The organism is Natronobiforma cellulositropha (genome assembly GCF_025629245.1).
GTDB classification, from domain to species: domain Archaea; phylum Halobacteriota; class Halobacteria; order Halobacteriales; family Natrialbaceae; genus Natronobiforma; species Natronobiforma cellulositropha.
Map to the genome: position 1 here is coordinate 72,435 of NZ_JANZXN010000030.1, position 24,655 is coordinate 97,089.

At 66.4% G+C, this 24,655-nt stretch carries 20 protein-coding genes; 10 read left to right on the forward strand and 10 right to left on the reverse strand.

Annotated features, from left to right (window positions below; all coding sequences use genetic code 11):
- Positions 1 to 38: 38 nt before the first annotated feature.
- The 6 genes from N0B15_RS13340 to N0B15_RS13365 all read right to left on the reverse strand — a co-directional run bounded on the left by N0B15_RS13340 (position 39) and on the right by N0B15_RS13365 (position 8,853).
- Positions 39 to 947, reverse strand: coding sequence for a DUF6807 family protein (locus N0B15_RS13340; RefSeq protein ID WP_263020203.1), 909 nt, complete (start codon positions 945 to 947; stop codon positions 39 to 41).
- Positions 947 to 2,029, reverse strand: coding sequence for a Gfo/Idh/MocA family protein (locus tag N0B15_RS13345; protein ID WP_263020204.1), 1,083 nt, complete (start codon positions 2,027 to 2,029; stop codon positions 947 to 949). The genes N0B15_RS13340 and N0B15_RS13345 overlap by 1 nt, the downstream gene beginning before the upstream one ends.
- Before the next feature lie 1,037 nt (positions 2,030 to 3,066).
- The gene (locus N0B15_RS13350; RefSeq protein ID WP_263020205.1) at positions 3,067 to 4,125 is read right to left on the reverse strand and encodes a mannonate dehydratase; all 1,059 of its coding nucleotides are present in this window, start codon (positions 4,123 to 4,125) and stop codon (positions 3,067 to 3,069) included.
- 48 nt (positions 4,126 to 4,173) lie between these two features.
- Entirely contained in the window at positions 4,174 to 6,210 is a 2,037-nt protein-coding gene (locus tag N0B15_RS13355; protein WP_263020206.1) for a PAS domain-containing sensor histidine kinase, read from the reverse strand.
- Positions 6,211 to 6,368: 158 nt separating this feature from the next.
- Positions 6,369 to 7,328 carry a TIGR03885 family FMN-dependent LLM class oxidoreductase gene (locus N0B15_RS13360; protein ID WP_263020207.1) on the reverse strand — a complete coding sequence of 320 codons (960 nt, stop codon included), beginning with the start codon at positions 7,326 to 7,328 and terminating at the stop codon, positions 6,369 to 6,371.
- Between the two features lie 547 nt (positions 7,329 to 7,875).
- Complete coding sequence (locus N0B15_RS13365; RefSeq protein ID WP_263020208.1) at positions 7,876 to 8,853, reverse strand: zinc-binding dehydrogenase; 978 nt, start codon at positions 8,851 to 8,853, stop codon at positions 7,876 to 7,878.
- Positions 8,854 to 8,975: 122 nt separating this feature from the next.
- Between N0B15_RS13365 and N0B15_RS13370 the strand changes: the two genes are divergently transcribed.
- Entirely contained in the window at positions 8,976 to 9,893 is a 918-nt protein-coding gene (locus N0B15_RS13370; protein WP_263020209.1) for an ABC transporter ATP-binding protein, read from the forward strand.
- Positions 9,890 to 10,786: an ABC transporter permease gene (locus N0B15_RS13375; protein ID WP_263020210.1), complete on the forward strand. Its 897-nt coding sequence runs from the start codon at positions 9,890 to 9,892 to the stop codon at positions 10,784 to 10,786. The genes N0B15_RS13370 and N0B15_RS13375 overlap by 4 nt, the downstream gene beginning before the upstream one ends.
- Here the strand turns inward: N0B15_RS13375 and N0B15_RS13380 are convergent, their stop codons facing one another.
- Positions 10,787 to 11,575 carry an ABC transporter permease gene (locus N0B15_RS13380; protein WP_263020211.1) on the reverse strand — a complete coding sequence of 263 codons (789 nt, stop codon included), beginning with the start codon at positions 11,573 to 11,575 and terminating at the stop codon, positions 10,787 to 10,789. It lies immediately after the preceding gene.
- A complete protein-coding gene (locus tag N0B15_RS13385) occupies positions 11,575 to 12,600 on the reverse strand; it encodes an ABC transporter ATP-binding protein (protein WP_263020212.1) in 1,026 nt (341 codons plus the stop codon). The genes N0B15_RS13380 and N0B15_RS13385 overlap by 1 nt, the downstream gene beginning before the upstream one ends.
- A 99-nt stretch (positions 12,601 to 12,699) precedes the next feature.
- On the opposite strand from N0B15_RS13385, the gene N0B15_RS13390 reads away from it, so the two are divergent.
- The 3 genes from N0B15_RS13390 (at position 12,700) to N0B15_RS13400 (ending at position 16,592) form a co-directional block, all read left to right on the forward strand.
- A complete protein-coding gene (locus tag N0B15_RS13390) occupies positions 12,700 to 13,980 on the forward strand; it encodes an LLM class flavin-dependent oxidoreductase (protein ID WP_263020213.1) in 1,281 nt (426 codons plus the stop codon).
- 81 nt (positions 13,981 to 14,061) lie between these two features.
- Complete coding sequence (locus N0B15_RS13395; protein WP_263020214.1) at positions 14,062 to 15,300, forward strand: MFS transporter; 1,239 nt, start codon at positions 14,062 to 14,064, stop codon at positions 15,298 to 15,300.
- Positions 15,301 to 15,389: 89 nt separating this feature from the next.
- Entirely contained in the window at positions 15,390 to 16,592 is a 1,203-nt protein-coding gene (locus N0B15_RS13400) for a GNAT family N-acetyltransferase (RefSeq protein WP_263020215.1), read from the forward strand.
- Here the strand turns inward: N0B15_RS13400 and lanM are convergent.
- A complete protein-coding gene (gene lanM, locus N0B15_RS13405; protein ID WP_263020216.1) occupies positions 16,562 to 19,804 on the reverse strand; it encodes a type 2 lanthipeptide synthetase LanM in 3,243 nt (1,080 codons plus the stop codon). The two genes, N0B15_RS13400 and lanM, sit on opposite strands and share 31 nt — an antisense overlap.
- 217 nt (positions 19,805 to 20,021) lie before the next feature.
- A complete protein-coding gene (locus tag N0B15_RS13410) occupies positions 20,022 to 20,147 on the reverse strand; it encodes a hypothetical protein (RefSeq protein ID WP_263020217.1) in 126 nt (41 codons plus the stop codon).
- A gap of 662 nt (positions 20,148 to 20,809) precedes the next feature.
- On the opposite strand from N0B15_RS13410, the gene N0B15_RS13415 reads away from it, so the two are divergent.
- The 5 genes from N0B15_RS13415 to N0B15_RS13435 are packed head-to-tail and all read left to right on the forward strand — an operon-like array spanning position 20,810 to position 24,458.
- The gene (locus N0B15_RS13415) at positions 20,810 to 21,055 is read left to right on the forward strand and encodes an acyl carrier protein (RefSeq protein ID WP_263020218.1); all 246 of its coding nucleotides are present in this window, start codon (positions 20,810 to 20,812) and stop codon (positions 21,053 to 21,055) included.
- Between the two features lie 3 nt (positions 21,056 to 21,058).
- Positions 21,059 to 22,294, forward strand: a complete 1,236-nt coding sequence (locus tag N0B15_RS13420) for a beta-ketoacyl-[acyl-carrier-protein] synthase family protein (RefSeq protein WP_263020219.1) — start codon at positions 21,059 to 21,061, stop codon at positions 22,292 to 22,294.
- Positions 22,287 to 22,766 carry a holo-ACP synthase gene (locus tag N0B15_RS13425; protein ID WP_263020220.1) on the forward strand — a complete coding sequence of 160 codons (480 nt, stop codon included), beginning with the start codon at positions 22,287 to 22,289 and terminating at the stop codon, positions 22,764 to 22,766. Before N0B15_RS13420 ends, N0B15_RS13425 begins: the two co-directional genes overlap by 8 nt.
- Positions 22,759 to 23,676: an ACP S-malonyltransferase gene (locus tag N0B15_RS13430; RefSeq protein ID WP_263020221.1), complete on the forward strand. Its 918-nt coding sequence runs from the start codon at positions 22,759 to 22,761 to the stop codon at positions 23,674 to 23,676. The genes N0B15_RS13425 and N0B15_RS13430 overlap by 8 nt, the downstream gene beginning before the upstream one ends.
- The gene (locus tag N0B15_RS13435; protein WP_263020222.1) at positions 23,673 to 24,458 is read left to right on the forward strand and encodes an SDR family oxidoreductase; all 786 of its coding nucleotides are present in this window, start codon (positions 23,673 to 23,675) and stop codon (positions 24,456 to 24,458) included. The genes N0B15_RS13430 and N0B15_RS13435 overlap by 4 nt, the downstream gene beginning before the upstream one ends.
- Positions 24,459 to 24,655 lie beyond the last annotated feature (197 nt).

Consider the following 24,655-nt stretch of genomic DNA (forward strand, 5'->3'; position numbering starts at 1 on the left):
GCGCGAACACCGTCACACTGGCCGACGGCCCAGCGTGCTCACTCCGCCAGCAGGGCCTGGAACCGGTCGTACTCGTCTGCGATCCGGTCTTCGTCCGGTTCGCCGTCGTGGACCCAGAGACCCCACCGCCAGGAGTGTGACTCGCCCGCCTCGAGCGTCAGCACCGACCGCCAGGTGGGATTCGCCGCGAGGAAGCCGAACGGTTCGGTCATGATGAACCAGTTGACCGGGTGCGGGTCGTTGTCGGGGTGGTCGAACATCGTGATTCCGGCGCGCCAGGGCTCGCCAGCGTCGGTCTTTCCGTCGAGTGGGCCGGTGTAATCACACCACGCCCCGGCCGGACCGTCGACGGCCCGCGGCGGGGTGGTGGTTCCCGGATCGACACCGTCCGGGAGTCGGACCCGTCCATCCGTCAGACTCCGCGCGAAGCGCAGGCTCAGGCCACTGTAGTGGCCGTGGAGCGTCTCGCTCGACAGCCGCCGGGTCTCCTCGAGCGCGCTCACCGTCTGTTTCCAGGTGACGAGGTAGCCCTCCGCGTCGGGTTCGTAGACGCCGATCGTCCGCCGGTCTGCGACGAGCGGGTCGCCCTCGTTCGTCTTCCACGTCGCCGTCTGGTCGATCGAGACGCCCTCCGTCGACGTCTCGAGCGTGTAGCCGTCCGGGTCGGCGTAGCCGTAGGCCCGGCCGGTGGCCGCGTTGATCTCCGACTCCCAGCAGTTGATCCCGTCGACGAGTTTCTGACAGAAGAACAGCCCGAAGTGCCAGGGGTGGTCGTGGGGGGAGGAGACGATCAGGTTCTCGCCCGGCTTCGTCTCGGTCCCAGGTGGGAGCGCCACGACGTCGAAGCCGGGCTTGCTCCCGTCGGGTTCCGCGAGGTAGCGCGTCAGGAGGGTGTCGTCCAGGTAGACGCCGATCGAGCCGTCTGCCTCGGTCACGTCGAGTCCCATCAGCGCAGGGCCTCCCGGGCGTCGGCGTAGACGTCGTCGATCGTCGTCGCCTCCCCGTCGTTCGCAGCGCTCCGGTAGATGGCCTCGATAGTCGCCATCGTTCCGAGATTGTCCCGGCCGCTCGAGATCGGTTCCGCACCGGATTCGATGCAGTCGGCGAAGTGTAGGATCTCGTTGACGAACGCGTTCTCGGACGGGAGGTCGGTCGCCGGCGCGGTCAGCGTCTCGAACGTCTTCCGGCGCTCCGGGTCGTTGGCGGCGTTGATCCGCGGGTCGGGAAGCCCGACGTAGCCCTCGCGCTGGGTCCCCTCCGGAAGGGTGTGCATCGCTCCCTCGTCACCGAGCAACCAGAACATCTCCGTGTACGGCATCGCGCCAGCGGAGAGCGTGACGAAGAAGTCCGCGACCGTCCCGGACTCGAACTCGAGCAAGCCGAGCGAGTAGTCTTCCGCGTCGTCGAAGGCGTCGTTCACCTCCCGTTCCCAGGACACCACTCGCTCGACGTCGCCGAGCAAGTAGCGCAACAGATCGAGTTTGTGGACGCTGTACCCGATGATGCCGCCCCCACCGGACATCGACCCGTCGTAGAGCCAGTGGCCCGGCGGGACCATGTCCTCCTGGTTGACGAGGGCGTCACACCTCGCGTGCCTGATCGCACCGAGGTCTCCCCGGTCGACTGCCTCCTTCAGCGCGCGGTACGGCGGATAGAATCGCTGCATCTGTCCGACCATGAGCCGACAGTCGCGCTCCTCGGCGAGTTCGACCAGTTCGAGACACTCGGCGAGCGACGTGGCGAAGGGCTTCTCGACGAGCACGTGCTTGCCCGCCTCGAGTGCGGCCTTCGCGACCGGGTAGTGGAGGTGGTGTGGCAACGGAATGTCGACGGCGTCGACGTCGGTCTCCTCGAGAAACACCTCGTAGTCGCTCCAGTGGTCGACGTCGAACGCCGCCGCGAACTCGCCCGCTGCCGCCTCGTCGACGTCACAGACGCCACCGAGCTGTACCCGGTCCGGGAACCGTTCGAACGCCGGTTTGTGATGATTTGCAATTCCACCTACGCCTATCAGTCCTACGCGTACCATACTCGTCTGTACGTATCTCGGGGTATCTTTTAAATAGATTTCGCCCAGTTGGCCGAACGGTTCACGGGCGACGACGAACAGGTACTCGGAGTCGAGTATTGTGTGTGTCTGAACGCCACCGTCCCGGGGACCACCGGTGAACCGGCCGTCGACGGGGGCGGGACACACGTGCCAGTGGAGTCGGCCGGTACACGCTCGAGCGACGGTGACGAGTACTGGCCTCTGTGTTCTGATGGACAGAATGCGTCTGCCCGTCAGGGGCACCCGCCGGGACCGATTCTCAGCCCCCGTTACAACCATAGTATTGTAATGGGAGGTGGATTTCACCCGTTCACCCGCTCGAGCAGACGTGTGAATGTGTAGCAGGATTCGTGGGGAAGAGTACCATGCGTTCGGAACGGTATCCAATCTCTGGCCGAGTGAGCACGCCTCAGTGAGAATGCTGTGAGATGGCACAGCGTCACTCGAGCTTTCTGTCGGTCCAAACGTCGGGGCGGCCGCCTCGTACCTGCCGACGGCGACCGTGAGACACCGACAGTCGCGAAGGTGCCCGGACGAGTGAACGGACGTGAGAACTTCACGCACTCGAACCCCGACGTACGGAGAGAGACGTACACCGTAGAGAATACTCGAAAGGGTGGTACGATCGAAGGGGTCACAGACGGGCGAGAGGACAGAAGGCCGAAGACAGTACCACGAGTGACCGCGGTAGCATGGGTCGAGGGGACACCGGTTCGTTCTCCGTTCCGCCCTTTCTGTCACCGACGAAGTCCCCCAGCAGAGACACAGTGGGGTCGAAACCACATCTCGAGACGGCTTCCCCCTCTCTCCCCGTATAGTCCATATATTTGTTATTTTTGACCACACGTCAGTGTCAGACACTACAGACCCCCGTGCTACCGGATACCCTGTATGGCACCGTCGCCACCAGTGTCTCGGCAGTCTCGAGCGAATCACCCACTGTACAGCCCCGGAGTCCTGACCGGTTGCGCGCGAAGACGGATACCGGGGGAACGAACGCGCTGGTGGGACGCCTCTCAGGCCGACTCGAGGTCGGCCCGGACGGTGTCGATGACGCCCCGGAGATAGCCGACGGTGAAGCCACGAGCACGGTGTCGCCAGTCGTCGTCGCCCTCCATCAGCGGCACGTGGTCGGGGATGACGACACCATCGTAGCCGATTTCGTGGAGCGTTCTGACGACCTCGACAGTGTCGAAGTTGCCCTCGTCGACGAACGTCTCGTGAAAGCGCGGGACCGTGCCGACGACGTCTCGAAAGTGGACGAAGACGATCTGCTCGCGCGCACCGAACCGGCGGAGCACGTCGGTGACGTCCTCGCCCATCTGGGAGAAACAGCCCAGACACAGCTTCAGGCCGTGGTTCTCGCTCGGGACGAGATCCATCGCCCGCTCGAAGGTCTCGACGCTCCGACAGAGCCGTGGAATCCCACACATCGACTCGAGCACCGGCGGGTCGACCGGGTGCAAGGCGAGGTCGACGCCCGCGGCTTCGGCGACCGGGAGGACGGTCTCGAGGAAGGACTCGAAGTTGTCCCAGAACTCCGCTTCGGTGTACTCCCGGTCGAGACCGGGGGCGAGTTCGTCGGGAGCCTCGAGGTCGTCGTAGTCGAAACCGGTGCCGATGGCCCCGCCCCGGAGTTCGACCGGGTCGGTGCGCATGGGGACGAGTCCGCGCGGGTTCCACTGGTAGCCGAGGACCGGAACCCCCGCCTCACCGAGGTTTCGGATCAGCGTCGTGATCTGTGCGAGCGCCTCGTCGCGGCCGTCACGCCCGAACATGACGTCGCCGTAGAGCGAGTACGGCAGCGACTGAATGCCCGCGAACGTCAACCCGGCCGCCTCGATGTGAGTCTTCGCGGTCTCGAGCTGGCCGACCGTCGGGATGGCGTCTCGGCCCACCTCGAGTGTGACCTCGGCCTCGCGATCGTTGAACTCGTCCGGTTCCTCGTCGATGTCGGCGTGGTCGACGAAGACGTCCGTCGCGCCGAGCTGGCGGACGTACCTGAGCCGCGGCCGCGAGAGCGAGCGCGTCCGCACGCCTACGCGAACGTCGGCGGTGTCTACACCGGAAGCCATGTGTACACTCGGACACCCGGAGACTAAACGGTAGGGGTGAACGCTCGATCACGACACTCGAGTCTGGCTGGCGGGTAGCGTCACGGAGAAGGTCGCCCCATCACCGGGAGTAGAATCGACCCGGATCTCGCCGCCGTGTCGCTCGACGATCCGCTTGCACATCGCGAGACCGATGCCCGTTCCGGGGTGGTCGTCGTTACGGTGAAGGCGCTGGAACACGTCGAAGACCCGCTCGTGATCGTCGGGGTCGATACCGATGCCCTCGTCTCGAACCGAGACGATCCAGGAATCAGCCGCACGTTCTGCAGAGACGTGAACCCGCGGCGGCTCCTCGCCAGCGTACTCGAGTGCGTTCGAGAGGAGGTTCTGGAACAGCTGGCGGAGTTGACTGGCGTCGCCGTCGACCGACGGCAGCGGCTCGAGGGTGACCTCGGCGGCCGTCTCCTCGACCTGTGCCCGGAGGTCTGCGAGCGCGTACTCGACGACGGCGTCGAGGTCGACTCGCTCGAAGTCGTCACCCTGCGTCTCGACGCGGGAGTACGCGAGGAGACTCGAGACCATCTCCTGCATGCGGTAGGCACCGTCGACGGCGAGGTCGACGAACTCCCGGCCGTCTTCACCGAGGACGTCGCCGTACCCGTGCTCGAGGAGACCGAGGTAGCCCGAGATGGTCCGCAACGGTTCCTGCAGGTCGTGGCTGTCGACGTAGGCGAACTGCTCGAGGCGCTCGTTCGAGGCTTCGACCCGGTCGATGGTCTCGCTGAGACGGGTTTCGAAGCGCCGTCGTTCGATCGCTGTCGCGACGACGACCGAGACGCTCTGTAAGACCGCGACGTCGTGTGCCGGAAACTGACGCGGTGCGCTGTCGTGAACGCCGAGGATGCCCCAGGGCTCGTCGGCCGGGCCGACCACCACGGTGATGCCGCTCCGGATACCGTGGTCGACCAGGAGCCGGGGGTGAGTGAATCGGGCCTCCGGGCCGAGGTCTTCGACCACGACTGGCTCGCCAGCACACAGCGTGTAGCCCGCCTGTGAGGTCGTCTCCGTCGCGGGGATAGTATCCGTTCCGATGCGCTCGTCACCCCAGCCGACGCCAGCGCGGAGTGTGAGGGTGTCGGTCTCTGCGTCGAGTTCGAGCAGCTGACAGAACTCCGCGCCCGTCGCCGCAGCGGTAATCTCGACGACCTTCTCGAAGAAGTCGTCTAAGTCACTCGTCTCGAGGGCGAGCTGGGCGAGATAGGCGACCGACTCTTGCTGTGAGACCTTCACCGCGAGGGTACGCTGGGCTTCCTTCATCGCAGAGACGTCCCGGAATAGCCCGACGAAGTAGTGGCGGTCGTTGGCGACGAATTCAGCCAGCGAGATGCCGAGTGGCACCTCGTGGCCGTCCCGGTGTTTCCCCGGCAGTTCGATAGCCTGCCACTCGCGGTGCCGCTCACCCGTCTCGAGGTAGCGTTCGACCGCCTCGAGATGGTGACGCCTGTGACGGGCAGGGATAATGCGGACGATGCGCTCGCCGACCAGGTCGTCGGGAGCGTAGCCGAGGATGGTCTCGACGGCGGGGTTGGCGTACTGGATGCGGCTGTCGGTGTCGAGGACGATGATCCCGTCAGGGACGGCCGCCGCCAGTGCTGCGAACGTCTTCCCGTACGTCGACGCCACCGGTGAAGACCCGAGCGCCGACGGAGGGGACTCACCGGTGACGATGCCGACGAGGGCCGCGTTCTCGTCTCCGGCGTGGTCGACTCGCTCGAGGTGGACCTCGCAGTCGACGGCGTCACCGCCACCGGTTCGAAACGTGAACGTCGGTCTCGAGTGGGCGTCAGCGTCGACGGCGGCCAGTACCGTCTCGGCCGTCCCCTCGCCCGCAAGGACGCTCGAGAGTGACGTCTCGAGGAGCGCAGCGCGCGGTCGGCCAACCAGCGAGACGAACTCGTCGGTGACGGTCAGGAAGGTTCCGGACGCCGACAGCGTGAAACCGGCAGCCGACGCAGCCGTGAGCAGGGAACCCACCCGTTCGACGGAGAGGCTCCCGCGGGGCCGGTCAGCCGGAGAGGGCGACCGGTCGGACGATCCTGTCGTCATCAACGGCACTGGGATAGCGATAGGTATAAGTATTTCCCATGTGCAGGAAAACTACCAGAATTTGAGGATAGACATAGCATATATACCTCCAAAGAGTGTTATTTTGTCCACCTATATAGACCTATAGTGTTCTATAGTCAAGAATTCAGCGACGGTCACTATGAGAACTCCTCGAGGAGTTCCTCGCCGAACGTCTCGATGAACGCCTCCTGCTCGGTGTTGACGTTGTGGAGGTAACAGCGGTCGACACTGAGGTCGGCGTCGGCGCGAAGCCACTCGAGGTGGTCGTCGAGATCGGCGGAGACGCGGACGTTCGCTTCGACCTGTTGCTCGCCGATTTCCTCGCTGAGTTCGTCGAACGAGGCGGGCGTCCGTAGCTCCTGGGTGACCGGTCCCGGGACGCAGTTGCTCCGCCACTGGTCGACGGCCCCCTCGAGTGCGCGTGCGTCGTCTTCGTGGTAGGAGAGCTGGACCTTCAGGTAGACCGGTTTCTCGGGAGCGCGCTCGCGAAACGCCTCGACGCGGGCGGCGTCTGCCTCCTGGTCGGGCGTGCCGACCGTGATCATGCCGTCGGCCCACTCGGCCAACCAGGCCGCCGTCTCCGTCGAGAGCGCCGCACCGATCACCGGTGGCGGCGTCTCCGGGCGAGTGAACAGCGTCGCCTCCTCGACGGTCACCCGGCCGTGGTGGGTGACGGTCTCGCCGTCCCAGAGGCGACGCAGCACGTCGACACACTCCTCGAGTCTGGCGTTTCGCTCGGCTTTGACCGGCCAGTCGGTGCCGACCACACCCTCGTTGAGCAGCTGGCCACTGCCCACCGAGAGCCAGAACCGCTCGGGGTACTGCTCGCGGAGCGTCGCCGCCGCCTGCGCGACGATCGCGGGGTGGTAGCGGTAGCCGGGTGCGTTGACCGTCCCGAAGGTCATCGAGGTCGCCTCCATCGCCGAGCCGAGCCACGACCAGACGAACCCCGACTCGCCCTGGCGCTCGCTCCAGGGGTGGAAGTGGTCGGAGGCCATCGCGTGCTCGAACCCGCACGCGTCTGCGAGACGGACGCACTCGAGGAGGTCACTCGGCGCGAACTGTTCGTGCGAGGCGTGGTAGCCGAAGTCGGTCATCGGGCAACCACCCGGTAGCGAGCGCGAAGCGGCCGGTGTGACAGCGGTGAGATCGTCCGCTCGAGTGAAGACGGTCTCGAACCGGGCGGTCGGTGTGGGTGGGCGAACATGCCGTCTCGACCATCCACGGATTCGGCCAAGTAGCTGGTCCCCACTCGCGGTGACAGTCACACACCAGAGATCAACCTACTGATGAGACGCGATTCGAAGAGGTTCCAGATAGTATCAATGGTGCGTGATCTGTTGACGAGGTGTCCCAATTGCGCTCGAGACCGAAGGTGGGTCGGGGCGAAAATGGAACGAGCAGGTGAACGAAGCGAGCGAAAACAGGGTGACAGAGGAGATTTGCGTGGGGCAGAGACGCAGCCACTGGAAGAGACCGACGATGCTGACCGGGCCGACCGGTTGCCACCGCACGAAACCGCAGAAATGACAGGTTCGACTGACATATATATTTGGGCTGAATACGTGCACACGGATTCGAGTAGTGGAACGGGACCAGCCCGTACGAGCGGCTGGTGGCGAGGAGTGGGCAGTGTCGCAGCCGTCAGGGAACGAGCACGGTCCGGCCGCGGGTCTCTCGAGCCTCGATGCCCGCGTGGACCGCTGGGGCATCCGCCAGGTCGTGTGTCTCGGCGACGGTGACCGTGAGGTCGCCCGACTCGAGGAGGTCGTAGAGCGGCTCTCTCGCGGCGAGGACGCGTTCGGGAATCGACTCGAGCGCGCGGATGAGGTGGTAGCCGACGACCGAGGTGTTCGCGTAGAGCAGCCGTGGGGTAGCGACCGTCGGCACGTCGCCGGAGGAGACGCCGAAGGAGACCGCGACGCCGCCGGGGGCGAGCGCCCTGAGACCGTCAGAGAAGACGCGGCCGCCGACGCCGTCGAGGAGGAGGTCAGCACCCGCGCCGTCGGTGATCGTCTCGAGAGCGCTCGAGAGGGTGGTCTCCTCGTAGTTGACGAGGTGGGCTGCGCCGTGAGCGCTCGCGAACTCGAGTTTCTCCTGGGTGGACGCGGCGGCGACGACGGTCGCACCGGCAGCGCTCGCGAGTTGGACGGCGATCGAGCCGACGCCGCCGGCGGCAGCGGTGACCACGACCGTGTGATCCGGCGCGACGCCGCCCCACTCGTGGAGGACGTTGTGGGCGGTGAGACACTGGATGAGCGTGCCGCCAGCCTCGACGAGGCCGACACCCGGGGGCGCGTCGAACACGAAGGGCGCGCGGGCGACGACGGTCTCGGCGTAGCCGCCGTCGTCCGGGAGGATACACGCGACCTCGTCGCCGGGCGAGTGGGAGTCGACCGCCTCGCCGACCTCGAGGACGGTTCCCGAGACCTCCATGCCGGGGACGAACGGTGGCTCCGGACCGCCGTGATACCGACCGCGGCGTTTCTCGATGTCGGCGAAGTTCACGCCAGCGCCGGCGACGTCGACGCGAACCGCGTCGGGAGCGAGGTCGGCGGGCGGGCGCTCGGTCAGACTGAGCACCGATGGATCACCGTACTCGGTGGCGACGACACAGCGCATACGACCGCCTCACAGGCGAGCGTAAAATAGCCTTCCGTTCGGCGAAGAACCGCCGGAACGCGGGAGGACGGATCGGCGGGTGAGAGCGTAGCGTTTAACACGTCCCTATCTATGTAAGCTACATGGAGCGTGCTATCGAAACCAATGCGTTGACGAAGTCGTACGGGGACGTCGTCGCGCTCGACAGCCTCTCGATCACGGTCGACGCCGGGGAGGTGTTCGGATTTTTAGGCCCGAACGGGGCCGGAAAGACGACCACGATCGACATCCTCCTCGACTTCATCCGGCCGACCTCGGGAAGCGCATCGATCATGGGCTACGACACCCAGTGCGAGACCGGAGCGGTTCGCGAGCGCGTTGGCGTCTTGCCCGACGGGTTCGACCTCTGGGGGCGCTCGTCAGGCTACAGCCACCTCGAGTTCGCCCGCCGCTCGAAGGGAGCGGACGACGACCCCGACGAACTGCTCGAACGGGTCGGTCTCGACCCCGAGGATGCCGAGCGGCCGGTCAGTAACTACTCGAAGGGGATGTACCAGCGGCTGGGGATGGCGATGGCGCTGGTTGGCGACCCGGAGGTACTGATCTTAGACGAGCCCTCGACCGGTCTCGACCCCCACGGCATCCGAACGATGCAGGACATCGTCCGCGAGGAAGCGGCCGGCGGGACGACCGTCTTCTTCTCGAGTCACCTCTTAGAGCAGGTCGAGGCCGTCTGTGACCGGGTCGCCATCCTCAAAGACGGCGCGTTGCTCACGGTCGATTCGATCGGTGGGTTGCGAGAGACCGCCGGTCTCGGCTCACAGTTAGTCGTCGAGGTGACCGACGTGCCGGAGATCGATCTGACGACGATCGACGGCGTGACGGCGGTCACTACCGAAGCAGGCCGCCTCCGGGTCACCTACACGGACCCGACGGCCAAAGAGACCGTCATCACCCGTCTCAGCAGTGCCGGTGCGGGCGTGCGTGACTTCACGACCGACGAACCGTCGCTCGAGGACCTCTTTACGGCCTACACCGAACCGACGACGGTGGAAGTATGAGCTGGCTGCTGATCGCGCAGAAGGATTTCGAGGACGTCGTCCGCTCGCGGATGGTCTGGAGCATCGTCGCCCTCTACGCCGTGCTGATGGGGATCGCGACGATGGGGGCGAACCCCGACACCCTCGGCGGCGGTGAGATCGAAGCGGTGATCAACATGTTCATGACGCTCGCCGGCGAGCTGTTGATCCCGCTGATCGCGCTGATGATCGGCTACATGGCCATCGTCGGCGAGCGCCAGTCGGGGAGCCTGCGGATGCTGTTCGGACTCTCACACAGCCGCCGCGACGTCTTCGTCGGCAAGCTCGTGAGCCGGCTCACGCTCATGAGTATCGTCGCCGTGATCACGTGCGCGCTGGTCGGCGTCTTCACCTACGTCCGGTTCGGGTCGCTACCGATGGCCACCTTCGCCCAGTTCCTCGGCGTGACGCTCGTCATGGCGGTCACGTTCACCGCACTCGCCGTGAGCATCTCCGCGGTGTCGGCGACCAGAATGCAGGCGCTGGGCGGCGCACTCGGCAGTTACGTCGTCTTCGCCCTGCTGTGGCACCCCCTCACCGCAGGCGTCCACTACCTACTCGAGGGCGAACTCGCCGGGCTCGAGCCAGCGGGCTGGTACCTCTTCCTCCAGCGTCTCAGCCCGCTGACGGCGTACCGACAGACCGTCGCCTCCGTCATCGACCAGTACCTCTGGTCGATGTTCGGGTGGCCGAACATCGTCGAGGACATCCCGCCCGAGGAGGTGACGGCCGACGCGCTCGCGTTGACCAACCGCGCCGGTGGCGAGTTACCCGTCTACCTCGGCGACGGCGTCGCCCTGCTCACGCTGCTCGCGTGGATCGCGATTCCGGCGGCCGTCGCCTACTGGGCGTTCGAGCGTGCGGACCTGAACTGATCAGTAATCGCCCAGCACGCCCAGTCTCCGGGCGCGCTTCTGTGACCGTTGAAACACCAGGTAGCCGAGCGCGAGGTAGCCGACGGCGGTCACCACCAGGATGGCGAGCGACGACGGCGGGAGTTCCCAGAGGCGGATGCCGTCGCGCATCGCCCGCTGGAGGAGGTGGCTCCCCTGGACCAGCGGCAACAGCACCGTCCACTCCCACTCGAGTGCCGGGGCGGCGACGAGACCGACGAAGCCGAACTGGAGCAGTCCCGTCCAGTTGCTGACGCTCTTGTAGAGGACGGTCACGCCGGCCATCGCGAAGCCGACGCCGAGCACCGAGAGGAGCGTCGCGACCGCCAGCGGGACGATGGTGAGCACGTCGACGTGGAGGCGCGTGCCGGTGACGGCGAGCATCACGACGAGCAAGAGGGCGGCGTAGACGAACGCGAGGACGAGTTTGGCGACCGACTTCGCGAAGAGGACGTTCGCGAAGCCGAAGGGTGAGACGAAGTGGCGCTCGAGGGTGCCCCAGCGCGCCTCGGCCTGGATGTCCTCGGCGATGGTCATGTAGGCGGTGGTCGCGAGCATCCAGAGGAAGTAGCCGACGACGACGGCGTCGAGCGAGTCGGCGAACGCGCCGCCGGCGACGGCCGTGCCGCCGACGAAGAGGATGGCGAAGATGATGCTGTGGACGACGACGGCACCCATGGCGTCGACCGGATAGCGGACGAAGACGAGCAGTTCGCGGCGCAAGACGGCGACGAAGAGGTGGCCGTAGCCACCGAGCGGCATCGACGCCATCACGGGTCACCGCCGGTCAGGCGGACGAACACGTCCTCGAAGGCGGGTGTGAGCGTCTCGACGGCCGAGAGGCGTACGTCCTCGGACTCGAGAACGGCCACGAGCCGGTAGAACTCGCGGCTGTCGGTCGAGAGTTCGAGGCGCGTCCGGTCGCCGACGTGGGTGATCTCGTCGATCGGAACCGTCGCGTCGAGTCGCTCGAGCGTCCGCTCGTCGAGCCGGCCGACCGTGATCCGGTAGCCGGTCACCTCGAGTGCGCCGACGAGGTTCTCGACGGTGTCGTCCGCGACGACGGCGCCGTCGTCGATGACGATGACGCGGTCGCAGACGTCCTCGATGACGTCCATGTCGTGACTCGAGAGGACGACCGTCACGTCCGCCTCGCTCGCGAGCGTACGGAGTTCGTTCCGGAGGGTGAGCGAACTCTCGACGTCGAGACCGAGGGTCGGTTCGTCGAGGAAGGTGACGGCGACGTCGTGGGCGAGCGTGCTGGCGATCGCCGCGCGTTGTTTGACGCCGCGAGAGACGTTCCTGACCTGAGTGTCGGCGTACTCGGTGAGACCGAACCGGTCGATGAGGTCCTCGTGGCGGTCGGCCACCGTGTCGGGGTCCTCACCGGCGATGCTCGCGAAGTACCGGAGGTTCTCCCGAACTGTGAGCCGCCAGTAGAGGTTTCGTGCGCCCTCCATCATCGCCTCGACCCGGCCGTAGGCGCGGCGTGGTGCGTCGTGGACGGAGACGCCGTCGATCTCGACGCGCCCGCTGTCGGGGACGACCAGCCCGAGCAGACACTTTATCAGGGTCGTCTTCCCGGCCCCGTTCGGGCCGAGCAGGCCGACGATCGATCCGGACGGGATCTCGAAGGAGACGTCGTCGACGGCGACGACCGCGTCCGGGCCGTCGCCGAAGCGCTTCGAGAGGTTCGTCACGCGGACGGCCGGACGGGCGGACGAATCCGTCGCGGCGGTACGGTTCGACCGGTCCCGCTCGAGGGGGACGGGCGCAGCCTGCGGTGGCGGAACCATCGATCAGTCCTGGTCCGGGAGGATGCAAAAACATTCTGATACTCGAGGGGAGTCAACGGGGCGACATCACTAAATATACGACGGCGAAATACGAACGAAATGACGACTCTAGGTGTGTCGTTCGAGGGGATGCCGCACTTCCCGCTCAAGCGACTTCCGAACGGCTACGTCGTACCGGAGCTCTCGGTCGCCGAGATCATCGACCGACACAGAGCGGGACTTCGAGAAGGGGTCGAACTGGCGGTCGCCGCCGAGTCACTCGGCTACGAGTACGTCGTCCACTCCGAACACCACGCGAACTTACTCTCGACGGTGTCACCGAACCCGATTCTCACACAGACTGCGATCGCCAGCCAGACCGACGAGATCAGACTGCTCCAGATGGCGAACATCCTCCCCTGGCACGAACCCGTCCGCCTCGCCGAACAGCTCTCGATGCTCGACGTGCTGAGCGACGGCCGGGTCGACGTCGGCATCGGCTGGGGCGGAACGGACCCCGCCGCCGAGACCCTGGGCCAGTACTGGGGCGGCACACCCGTCGACGAGACGAAAAACCAGCTCTCGTTCGAGGAGAAGTACGAACTCCTGCTCGAGGCCTGGACCAGTGACCTCGTCACCCACCGCGGACAGTTTCACCAGGTGCCGCCGGCCTACACGGGACACGAGAAGCGACAGGAGTACTTCTACTTCGCCGACGACGTCTGTGAGTACAGCCCGGAAGACTACCTGAACATCGTCCGCGAGACGCCCACCCTGGAGGCGCTCCCGATCCTGCCGCGGCCGGAACAACAGCCCCATCCACAGCTCTGGAAGCCCGCGCTCTCGGCGCACTCGGCCGCGTGGGCCGCACGCCGTGGGATGAACGTCTGTACGCACGTCTTCGACATCGAGAGGACGGGCGAACTGGTCGACACCTACTACGAGGCGGCCGAGGCGGCCGACTGGCCCGACCGGCGCGAGGCGGTCGCCGGCGGGCCGTTCAGACGCGGCTGGGACGAGCGCTCGAACCGCGGTATCGGCGTGATCGTCCCCGTCTTCAACACGGCGGTCGCCGACGAGGCGACCGTCGACCGCTGGAAACTCGGCATCGAGTACGTCCGCTCGCGCAAGGAGGGCGCACACGAGGTCGTCGACGGCAGACTCGAGATCGACGTCGACGCGTTCGTCGAAGAGAGCGACGTGCCGGTCGTCGGCGACAGCGAGGCGATCCTCGCCCAACTCGAGTCGTTCGTCGAGACCTGCGGGTTCGAAGACGCCTGCTTCATCCTCGATCCGAACACGATCGGTCTCACCTTCGAGGAACGGCGAACACAGCTCGAGGCGCTCGCTCGAGACGTCCGGCCGGGGCTCGAGGACGTGCTCTCGGCGTCCGTCCGGTAACCGTACGCAGCCCCCGCGGTGAATTATAAACCCATCAGTACGAATAAACTTATATGATATCGTTGAAAAAGCTCGGACACTGTGAGTGATCTACGATCGAACAGGGAGTTCATGAGCCTCCTCGCCGGACGGGTGATAACGAACATCGGCGACAGTCTGTACTTCATCGCCGCGATGTGGCTGGTCTTCGAGCTGACCGGGTCGGCGCTGTACACGGGAATCGCGGGCTTTCTGGTCAGAGGTCCCGCGGCGCTGCAGTTTCTCCTGGGTCCGCTGGTCGACGACTGGTCGTTACGGCGCATCCTGGTCGGCACCCAGTTGATCCAGGGTGTCGTTATTCTCGCGATACCCATCGTCGCGTTCACGGGTCACCTGTCGGTGTGGGCCGTCCTCGCCGTGATGCCGATTCTCTCGCTGTTGAACCAGTTCGTCTACCCGGCGCAGTCGGCGGCGCTGCCACAGCTCGTCGAGGACGAACAACTGGTGCAGGCGAACTCCCTGTTCGCGATGGCCCGAAACGGAATGGACATGCTGTTCAACGCCGTCAGTGGCGTCCTCATCGCGATCCTCGGAGCGGTCATCATCTTCCTCATCGACGCGGTAACCTTCTTCATCGCCGCCTTCCTCTTCGCCGGCGTCGTCCTCACCTCCGACATCGAGGGGAAGATGGGCGAAGCGGACGAGGAACCCGAGCAGAGCTACATGGAGAAGCTCATGGAGGGGATCAACTACGTCCGTGGCTCGGTGCTCGTCGCCATCGTCTACGGCGCGTTGTTGGCGAACTTCGTCTTCGGTGCCGGCATCGCCGTCTTCCCCGCCTTCGCCGACCAGATCGGTGGCTCGGTCGCCTACGGACTGCTCATGTCCGTCGCCGGCGCGGGCGTCTTCGCCGGTGCCATGCTCTCGAACCTCGTCGATCAGTACCCCTACGGCTGGTTCCAGATCTACAGCAAGGTGTTCGCCGGTGCCTGTATCGCCGCCGCGGTCTACGTCCTCTGGCTACCGGCGACGCTCGCACTCGTCTTCATCGGCTTCATCGCCATCGGGATGGACGGCCCGATGACCGAGTCGATGATCCAGTCGAGCGTCCCCGAATCGCTGCTCGGACGCGTCTCCTCGCTCATGGGCAGCGTCAGCACCGCCATGATCCCGGTCGGGGCACTCCTCGGCGGCGTGCTCAGCGAGTTCATCGGCGTCAACGGCGTCATGTACCTCGTCGCCGCCTCCGCGGCCTTCTACGGCGTCTACTTCCTCCTCTACCCCCCGCTCAGAGCGCTCCCGCCGGTCGCACAGATGGACGCCTCTACCCTCCGTCTCTGAGGATCCGGCCACGCACGACTCGAGCGAGCCACACCGTCCCGCGATCTCCACTACCTATTTAGCGGATCGAACGGGACCTACACCAACCGATGTCCGAAGCCGTCACCTACGAGGAAGTCCCGACCCGTGAGTACGAAACCGTCTCGGCGTTCGTCCGCTACTCGTTCGACGCCGAGAGCGGTGCGGACGCCGACGACGACACCTACCGGGCGCTCGTCGAGAAAGACGTCGTCACCCCCTTCGGCGTCTACGCCGACGGCACGCTACAGTCGGTGATCCTCGAGGTCGACACCCAGGTCCGGATCCGCGACCGAACCCACGACGCGACCATCCTCTCGTTCATCGCGACGCCGCCCGAGTACCGCCGGGGCGGGTCGCTCTCGGCCGGGTTTCCGAAGGTGTTCGCGTCGTGTGTCGAGCGCGGCTACGACATCTGTCTCGGCCGAACGTTCAAACACGGCTTCTACACGCAGTTCGGCGGCGAGATGGTGAGCACGCACGCTCGGTGGACGTGTGAGCCGAGCACGCTCGTCTCCACGGTCGACCGGCCGCGCGGACGGTTCCGTCGGCTGACGCCCGCCGACTGGCGTGAGATCGACGCGGTCCACCGGGCGTTCAGCGGCGAGTACGGTCTCTCGTTCGAGCGGAGCCAGGCCTACTGGAACGAGGTGACGTTCCAGCCCTACGAGAAACGCCACCACATCGCCGGCTGGGAGCACGACGGAGAGCTTCGCGGCTACGTCGTCTACGACATCACCACGGAGAACGGGCAAACCGTCCTCCGCGAACTCGACACGAGCTACCGCGACTACGAGGCGCTCTCACACCTGCTCTACTACCTCGGCAACCACGACTCACAGGTCGACGAAGTCGCCTTCGTCACGCCCGAAGACGCCGCCGTCTTCTCACTCGTCGACCGAAACGGTCTCTCGTGTGAGCGTCGGCCCGGTCCCATCTTCCGGGTGACGAACGTCGCCAACGCCCTCGAGCGGGTTCGTTACCCGCCAGATCTCGAGGGAACGGTCACGCTCGCGGTCAGCGACGAGACCGCCCCCTGGAACGACGAGACCTACCGCCTCTCGGTGGCCGACGGCGACGCGACCTGTACCGTCTCGAGCGACGAGCCGGCGGCGAGACTGGACGTGCGCGCGTTCACACAGCTGCTCGTCGGCTACCACGACGCCGAGACGCTCGAGGAGATTTCGACGCTCACCGTCGAGGACGAGCGGACGCGCACGTTCCTCTCGCGTGCGTTTCCGCGTCAGCGGGTGTTCCTCCGCGACGAGGTCTGATCCCAGAACAGGACCGGCGGGAGCGACGGCTCACAGAGGCGAAGGAGCGTGTAGCCGATTCCGGACTCGCCGTCGAAGAACGAGGGGTTGTACCACCGGTCGGTCCCCCAAGGAACGGTGAACCGGCCGGACTCGTGGCTACGCTCGACGGTCGCACCCGCCAGACGGCGCGCCGCGCGTTCGGACGCTGGCCGGTCGCAGTGGCGTCCGGTCTCGAGCAGGAGTTCGATGCGCGTACAGTTCCCGGCGTAGACGTGGTCGTGCGGAGCGAGCGGTGCGTCTGCGAGCGCGTCACAGACCGAGCGCGCCTCGTCCCGGAGGCGCTCGTCACCCGTGTAGCGGTACAGGTCGAGTCTGGCGAGACCCTGGCCCGCTCGCCCGTCACACCAGCCGTTGGTCGTCTGCGCTCGCGTCTGGATGCGCAGGTCGGGACAGGGGTCCCTCGAGAGACCGACGCGGCCGTACTCGATCGTCTCGAGGGCGGTCTCGCGGTGGCGCTCGTCGCCGGTGTGCTCGGCGAGACGGGCGAGCGCGGTGGCGATGGCGTCACCGCCGTGAGCGACGCCGAGGCGGCTCGTCTCCCGCGGGTCGACGTCCCAGGAGGAGAGACTGGTGGGATCGATCTCGTCGACGTCGAGTTTCCACATGTCGATGCCGCTCGCGTCGGTTCGGTGTGCCTGCAGGTAGGCACCGGCGAGTGTCGCCCGCTCGAGGACGGTCTCCTCGCCCGTCCCCTCGTAGAGCGCCAGCAGGCCGTGGATCAGTCCGGAACTCCCGCGGTGTGGGCCGAGGTGGTTGTCGTCCTCGAGTCGTGCGGGCGTCACCGTCCGGGCGGCTGCGAGTGCCGCGTCGACGTACCGGGGTTCTTCGAGGAGGTCGCCGACCGTCGCGAGACCGTAGATCACCGACCCGACGCCGAGGGTCCCGCCGAGTTTCATCATCTCGAAGGGGCGGTCGTCCGCGAGTTCATCGAGCGTCGGCCGGAGGACGCGGCCGGCCGCCTCGCGGTAGTCGTCCCGGCCGGAGACGGCGGCGAGCGCCGCCAGAAACGTCGCGATGCCGACCCGGCCGGTGTAGAGGTTGTCCGGCATCTTCGGCAAGTACGCACCCGAGACGCGGTGTTCGCGCATCCCCCAGTAGAGCGAGCCGTCGGGTGCGACGCGTGCGTGCTCGTGGAGGCGACGGGCGATATCGTGGGCGGTCTCGAGGGCGCGCTCGTCTGTGAGGAGGTCGGTGGCCGTGTCGGGACCAGTCCGCGGCGGCGTCGGGTGTGAGAAGCGTCGGGGTGTGTAGGCCAGTTCGACGTAGGCCAGCTGCTCGTCGAGGTCGTCCTCGCAGAGACCCTCGAGCGTCCGGTAGGTGGTCGCGAGTGGCGGCTCGTCGAACTCGATCCCGGTCGGGCCGTCGGCGTGGACCAGCGCGGTGTCGTCAGCGGCGACGGTGAACCGGGGCACGTCGAGCCGCCACAGCGACGCGCACTCGGTCTCGTACAGCGGCCACAGCCGGGTGTCGGTCTCACCCTGTGCGAACGGCCGGGCGAGCGTCTCGAGGCGCTGGGAGAACGCCAGGCCGTCGCGGAGGTACTTCGGCGTCTCGAGCAACGAACAGAGTTTGCCGTAGACGGCAGTCGAACGGTAGAGAAACCGGATCTCCGCGCCCTCGAAGCGCTCGAGTGGACTCCCGGGCGAACAGAGCGTCTCGCGCTGCTCGAGGAGAAAGCGATACATCGCCTCGAATCCCTCGAGAATCGCGTCGGCGTGGCGGGCGGGGTCGGTGGGCGCCCCGTCGAGCGTCGGGAGGTTTCGCCCCTCGATCCGTGTCTCCCGGGCGAACGAGAGCTCCATGCGGTCGGTGTTGATCGCTTCGTACACCGGCCGGTCGACGTTCTCGACGGTGGCGAGCGCGCTCGCGAAGCCGTTCTGGTCTCGGACGTCCGCAGCGGGAACGAACAGCGGGAGCAGGTGTGTCGAGAGGACGGAGTCGGTGGCGACCGAGAGTCCGTCGTCGAGGTCCGCGTGTTCGGTCTCGATATCCGGCGGGTGAAAGAGCGTCTCGAGGTCGACGACCACCGGCTGTTCGCCCGCCGCGACGACGTTCTCGAGGTGGCCGTCGGTGAAGTTGAGCGCGTAGGCCAGTGCGAGGAGGAGACCCGCCCGGTGGTAGTAGCGTTCGACCGCCTCGCTCGAGTCACAGGGCTGTTCCTCGACCCACTCGGCCCAGCCGTAGCCGTCACGGGTGACGTGCGCGAGCGCCCGCAACTCGGGGAGGTCCCCGGTGTCGTTGATCCACTCGAGCAGTGACGAGAAGGCCGCCTCGACGGCCACCGAACGCGGCTTGTACGCGAGTGTCGTGCCGGAGGCGAACGAGACGGCGAAGACGAGTCGGCCGCGCTGGTGGACGTCGCCGAGGGGCTCGAGTCCGGTGACCGCTCCGAGTGTGACGCCCGCGAACCGAGCGCCGAGACGGTCCCTGTCGGCACGGAGCCGTGCGGCGAACTCCTCGACGACCGCGACCCACTGGTCGACGAGGGTGACGAGCAGTTTCGACAGCACCGCGTACTCCGTGAAGAACGCACGGAGTCCCTCCCGGTGTGACTCGGCGACGAACGCGTCGTAGTACTCGCGGCGTCCGGGTGGGACGTCAGTGTCCTCGCCGAACGCCAGCGCCTCGTCGTAGCCGGCGACGTAGGACTTGAACTCGATGAACAGCGGGTGGGCACAGATAGACGAGAGCCGGGTCACCAGCCAGCGCTCGAGGTCCGCGAGCGCCTGCGCCGAGAGGTCACCGACCGGTCCCGGCGAGTCGAGCCGTGAGCGGGCGTGTGCCGCCAGCGGATAGAGGAGGTCGCCGAACGGATGCTCGTCGGCCCACGAGGGAGTCGACGCGCGGTCGTCGTCACTCCACGACTCGAGGGCCGCGATCAGGTCCTCGAGACCGTCGAGCCAGTCGGGCAGCGGTTCGTCGGGTGGCCAGTCGCCGGTGTCGATACCGACCTCGGAAGGAGGACTCGAGAGACCGGCCAGCTCGAGTCGCGTTCGAAACGCCCGCTCGTCCCCCTCGGCGACGGTCTCGCGCCAGCGCGCGAGCCACTCCTCGGCGTCGCCGTCGGTGTCGGTGTCGGCCGCCGTCGGTGTCGACTCGGCAGCCGCAGTGAGACGGTCCTCGAGCGTCCGGGCGCGAGCAGCGATGGCGTGTTTCTCCTGGGAGTCCATACGTCTAGAGCAACGGTCGTCTCGGCGGGCTGGCGGTGTCGGTCGGTGCGGTATCGGCCGGTGGCAGTGTCCGCTCGGGAGACACGGCGGACTCACGTCTGAGAGACATCAGCTTCACCGACGGCCGTACTGATAAAAATAGGTGTCGATCCAGCTGAACGTGATCGGCCGGACCGAGGGGCACACCACGGCCCGTCCGAACCGATCCACACGGCACTCAGTTGCAACTCGAGGACCAGCAGGAGTCCGGGACGAGCACCGTCCACCATCGGGCCTCGGCGGTCGGGTCCTCGCGCTCGTACATCGATTCCAGTCGGTCTTTCACGGTCTGGTTAGTCTCCATATCACCCGAGAGTTCAGACGAGAGCGTAAAAAACCTTGCGGTGGTGATAGGTAGACCGGACGGTCACACAGCAGCGCAAAAAAATGGCGGTAGGTGGCGTCCGTGGTTACGCGCCACAGCTCGACGACCAGCAGGAGTCTTTCGGACCCTCGGTCTCGAGCGTGGGTTCGTCACGGGCGTACTGTGCTTCGAAGTGCTCTTTGAGCGACTTAGTTGCCGACATGGCGGTCGAGAAATCGAAAAGTATGTTGAAAAGTCTATCGGTCACGAGCACTGTCTCGTTTCTCCGGACGGGTCACAGCCAGCGGTGCTGGCCGTCTCAGTCGGCAAAAGTGGGGCGCTACCGATTCGGTTCAGTTACAGCTCGACGACCAGCAGGAGTCTTTCGGACCCTCGGTCTCGAGCGTGGGTTCGTCACGGGCGTACTGTGCTTCGAAGTGCTCACGGAGCTGTGTCGATTCCGACATACAGTATCTGTATCGAACAGCATCGTAAAATACCTATCGGTGATAGTGAACGAATTTGCGGTGCCGTGGCCTGAGAGCACGCGGTGTCGTAGCCGGTGGCGAGCGTTCGACCGCAACGTGCTGGCGCGGTCGGCGATTGTGTTCCGGGGTGGTTGTATCGGAATATTCAAGTATCGATGATCCAATTGATTGCCAATGTCGTCTGAGACAGCCGTGGATGGACCAGTGACGGAAATTATCGAGACTGCGCTCGGGGTCGATGCAGACGCGTTCGACGACGACACTGCCTTCGGTGCATCGGGCTTAGACGTCGACTCGATCACGATCGTCGAGATCGCCGAGATGGTCGACATCGAACTCGGGGTACACGTGCCGAACGAGGACCTCGGCGACCTCGAGACCGTCGGCGACCTGAAGGCGTACGTGCGCGAACACCGCTGACCGATGGCGCCGAACGACGTCGTCGTGACGGGAATCGGGTCGATTACGCCGCTCGGAGCGACCGCAGACGAGACGTGGGCGAACCTGTGTGAGGGAGTGAGCGCCACGGGACCGGTGACGCGATTCGACCCCGACTCGTACCAGCAGTGTATCGACCTGGCGTGTGAGATCGACGCGGACCTGGACGAGCACCCGAACGTGAACCCGCGGCGGATGGGGCGGTACACCCAGTACGCCGTCGTCGCCGCGGCCGAAGCGCTCGCCGACGCCGGACTCGAGCCCGGAGGCGAGGCGTGGACGGCCGAGCGAGTGGGGACGAACGTCGGCTGTGGCGTCGGCGGGTTTCCCGAACAGGGCGAGGCGATGGCCGACCTCTACGCCGGTGAGCGACTCTCACCGCGATACATCCTCCAGTCGATCCCGAACCTCGCTTCGGGGTACGTGAGCATCGAGTTCGACGCCGGCGGGCCGAACCGGGCGCCGGCGACCGCGTGTGCGGCGGGCACCCACGCGATTGCGGGAGCCGTCGACGACGTTCGGCTCGGCCGGGCGGACGTGATGCTCGCCGGCGGCACCGGCGGTGGCGTGACGCCGACGAGCATGGCGGGGTTCGCCGCCCTCAGAGCGCTCAGCACGCACACCGAGCCACGCGAAGAAGCCGTCAAACCGTTCGACGAGCGCCGCGACGGCTTCGTCCTCAGCGAGGGAGCAGGTCTCCTCGTCCTCGAGTCGCGGGACCACGCCGCGGCGCGTGGAGCCGAGGTGATCGCCGAACTCACCGGCTGTGGCTCGAGCGCCGACGCGAGCCACCCGACCAAACCCCGCGAGGACGGCACGGGACTGAGCCGCGCCATCTCGAGCGCGCTCGAGGATGCAGGGTGTGCACCCGAGGCGGTCGACCACGTCAACGCCCACGCCACCGGTACGCCACACGGGGACCGACACGAGGCGCGGGCGCTGGCGAACGTCTTCGCGGACGTGCCGCCGGTGAGCGCGCTCAAATCGATGCTCGGGCACGCCCTCGGCGGTGCCGGCGCGATCGAAGCGGTCGCGGCGGTCCAGACGGTACGCGACGGGACGATACCGCCGACGATCAACTGTCAGCGCTCAGCGTCGGACATCGACGTGCCGGTCGTCACCGAGACGACCGAAACGCCCGTCGACGTCGTCGTGAGTAACTCCGCCGGGTTCGGCGGAACCAACGGCGTCCTCGTCTTCGAATCACCGACCGATGCCTGAGAGTACATCAGAGAGCCGTCCCGAATCACACGGCGGCGTCGCGGCGACGGACCACGCCGTCGCGGACGTCCGCGTCGGCGTCGACGTGCAGTCGATCTCGCGGTTTGCGGCGATGGACGACGCGGTCAGACGCTCGCTGCTCGAGCGCGTGTTCACCGACGACGAACGCGCCTACTGCGACGGCACCCGTCACCCGAACCAGCACTACGCCGTCCGGTGGGCAGCGAAGGAGGCGTTCGTGAAGACCCTCGACGACGCGTCGGCAGTGCCGTTCACCGGCGTCAGCGTCCGTCGAACCGACGAGCGACCGTCGATCGAGCTCAGCGACGTCTCGACGGCCGCGCTCGAGCGGAGCCTCGGGACCGCTCCCGGAGCGTGGACGATGGACGTGAGTCTCAGCCACGACCGGGACGCCGACACCGCCTTCGCGCAGGTCGTCGTCCTCGCGACCGGAGGGCGAGCGGATGACTGAGACGGCGTTCGTCTTTCCCGGCCAGGGGAGTCAGACGCGACGGCCCATCGAGGCGTTTCTCGAGAGCTGGCCGGAGGCGGAGGCGGCGCTCGAGCGTCTCGAGGAGTCGGCCGCGATCCGTGAGCTACTCGAGTGTGACGACCCAGAAGTGCTCCGGGAGACCGTCCACACCCAGCAGTCGGTTCTCGCCGCGGGTATCGTGGTCTACGAGGCGGTCCGTGAGCGGTACGGACTCGTCCCCGATGTCGTCGCCGGACACAGCCTGGGACACATCACGGCGGCGACCGCCGCCGGGGTGTTCACGCCGGACGACGCGATAGCTCTCGTCGGCGAACGCGGCCGCGCGATGGCTACCGCCGAGGCGACCGACGGGCCGGGAACGATGCTGGCGGTACTGTTCGCCGACGTCGACCACGTCGAAACGGTGCTCGCCGACTACCCGTCCGTGGCGGTCGCGAGTTACAACGCGCCGCGACAGATGGTCATCAGCGGCGCTGAGCCGGCCGTCTACGACGCGGCGGAGGCGATCGAATCGGGCGCGGGGCGGGCACGCTGTGTCGAACTCGAGGTCGCCAGTGCATTTCACTCGCCGGTGATGGACTCGGCGGTCGACCCGTTCGAGCGCCGTCTCGAGGCGACGCGCTTCGCCGACCCGGAGCGTCCGGTCGTCTCGGACGTGACTGGCGAGGTATACGAGCACGCGAGCGTCGCCCGCCAGGCGTTCGCCGACCAACTCACCGCTCCGGTACGGTGGACGGCCGTCACGGAGGCCCTCGCGGACCGTGGGATCGAACGCGTCGTCGAACTCCCACCGGCAGGAACGCTCGCGGGGTTACTCGAGCGCTCGCCGTTCGAGTTCGACGTGGTCGCCCTCGAGCGACCGGAGCAGCTAGACACCCTTGAGCTATGACCGATAGAGACGATTCGATGGAGTTGAGCGACGAGGTCGCGCTGGTAACCGGCGGGACCAGAGGTATCGGACGGGCGATCACCGCGGCATTCGCCGCACGCGGGGCGACCGTGATCGCGAACTACCACACTGACGAGGCGAGCGCGCGCGAAACGAGCGCCGACCTCGAGACCAGTCCCGGTGAGGTGGCGGTTCGCCAGTTCGACGTCGGCGACTACGACGCCGTCGACGGGGCGATCGAAGAGATCGAAGCCGAGTTCGGCTCGATCACCTCGCTCGTGAACAACGCGGCGATCATGGCCAACGAGCCGCTGATCCGGCTCGAACCCGACCAGTGGGAGCGTGTGATCCGGACCAACCTGACGGGGACGTACAACTGTACGCGACGCGTCGCCCGGTCGATGTTGTTCGGCGACGGCGGCAGTATCGTCTGTTGCAGTAGCGTGACGGCCCAGAAGGGGTGGGCCGGACAGTCGAACTACGCGGCGAGCAAGGCGGGAATCGTCGGCTTCGTTCAGTCGACGGCGCGGGAGTTAGCCGGCCGGTCGATCCGGGTCAACGCCGTCGCACCCGGCTACACGCGGACGGACCTCTACGACGAGGTCGAAGCCGACCTCAGCGGCGTCGAGAGCGAAGCGGACATGGTCGCACAGGAGGGCATCCCGCAGGGTCGCATCGCCAGCCCGGACGAAATCGCCGAAGTGGTCGCGTTCCTAGCGAGCGAGCGCGCCTCGTACATCACCGGCGAGGTGGTGCGCGTCGACGGCGGACTACTCGCCTAGTGATTCGGCAAGCCTGAAAAGATGAGTGAAACCGAATGTGGGTGTCCGGTTTCACTCATCGGTCGACGCTTATCGGAGTACTAGATCGACGGGTTCGTACCCGCACGTGATCGAGACGCCCGGGCGAACAGGACAGCGATCAGATTTAAAATTGTAGCCACATTACGGACATACGATTGTAACGAAAGCGAGAGGCG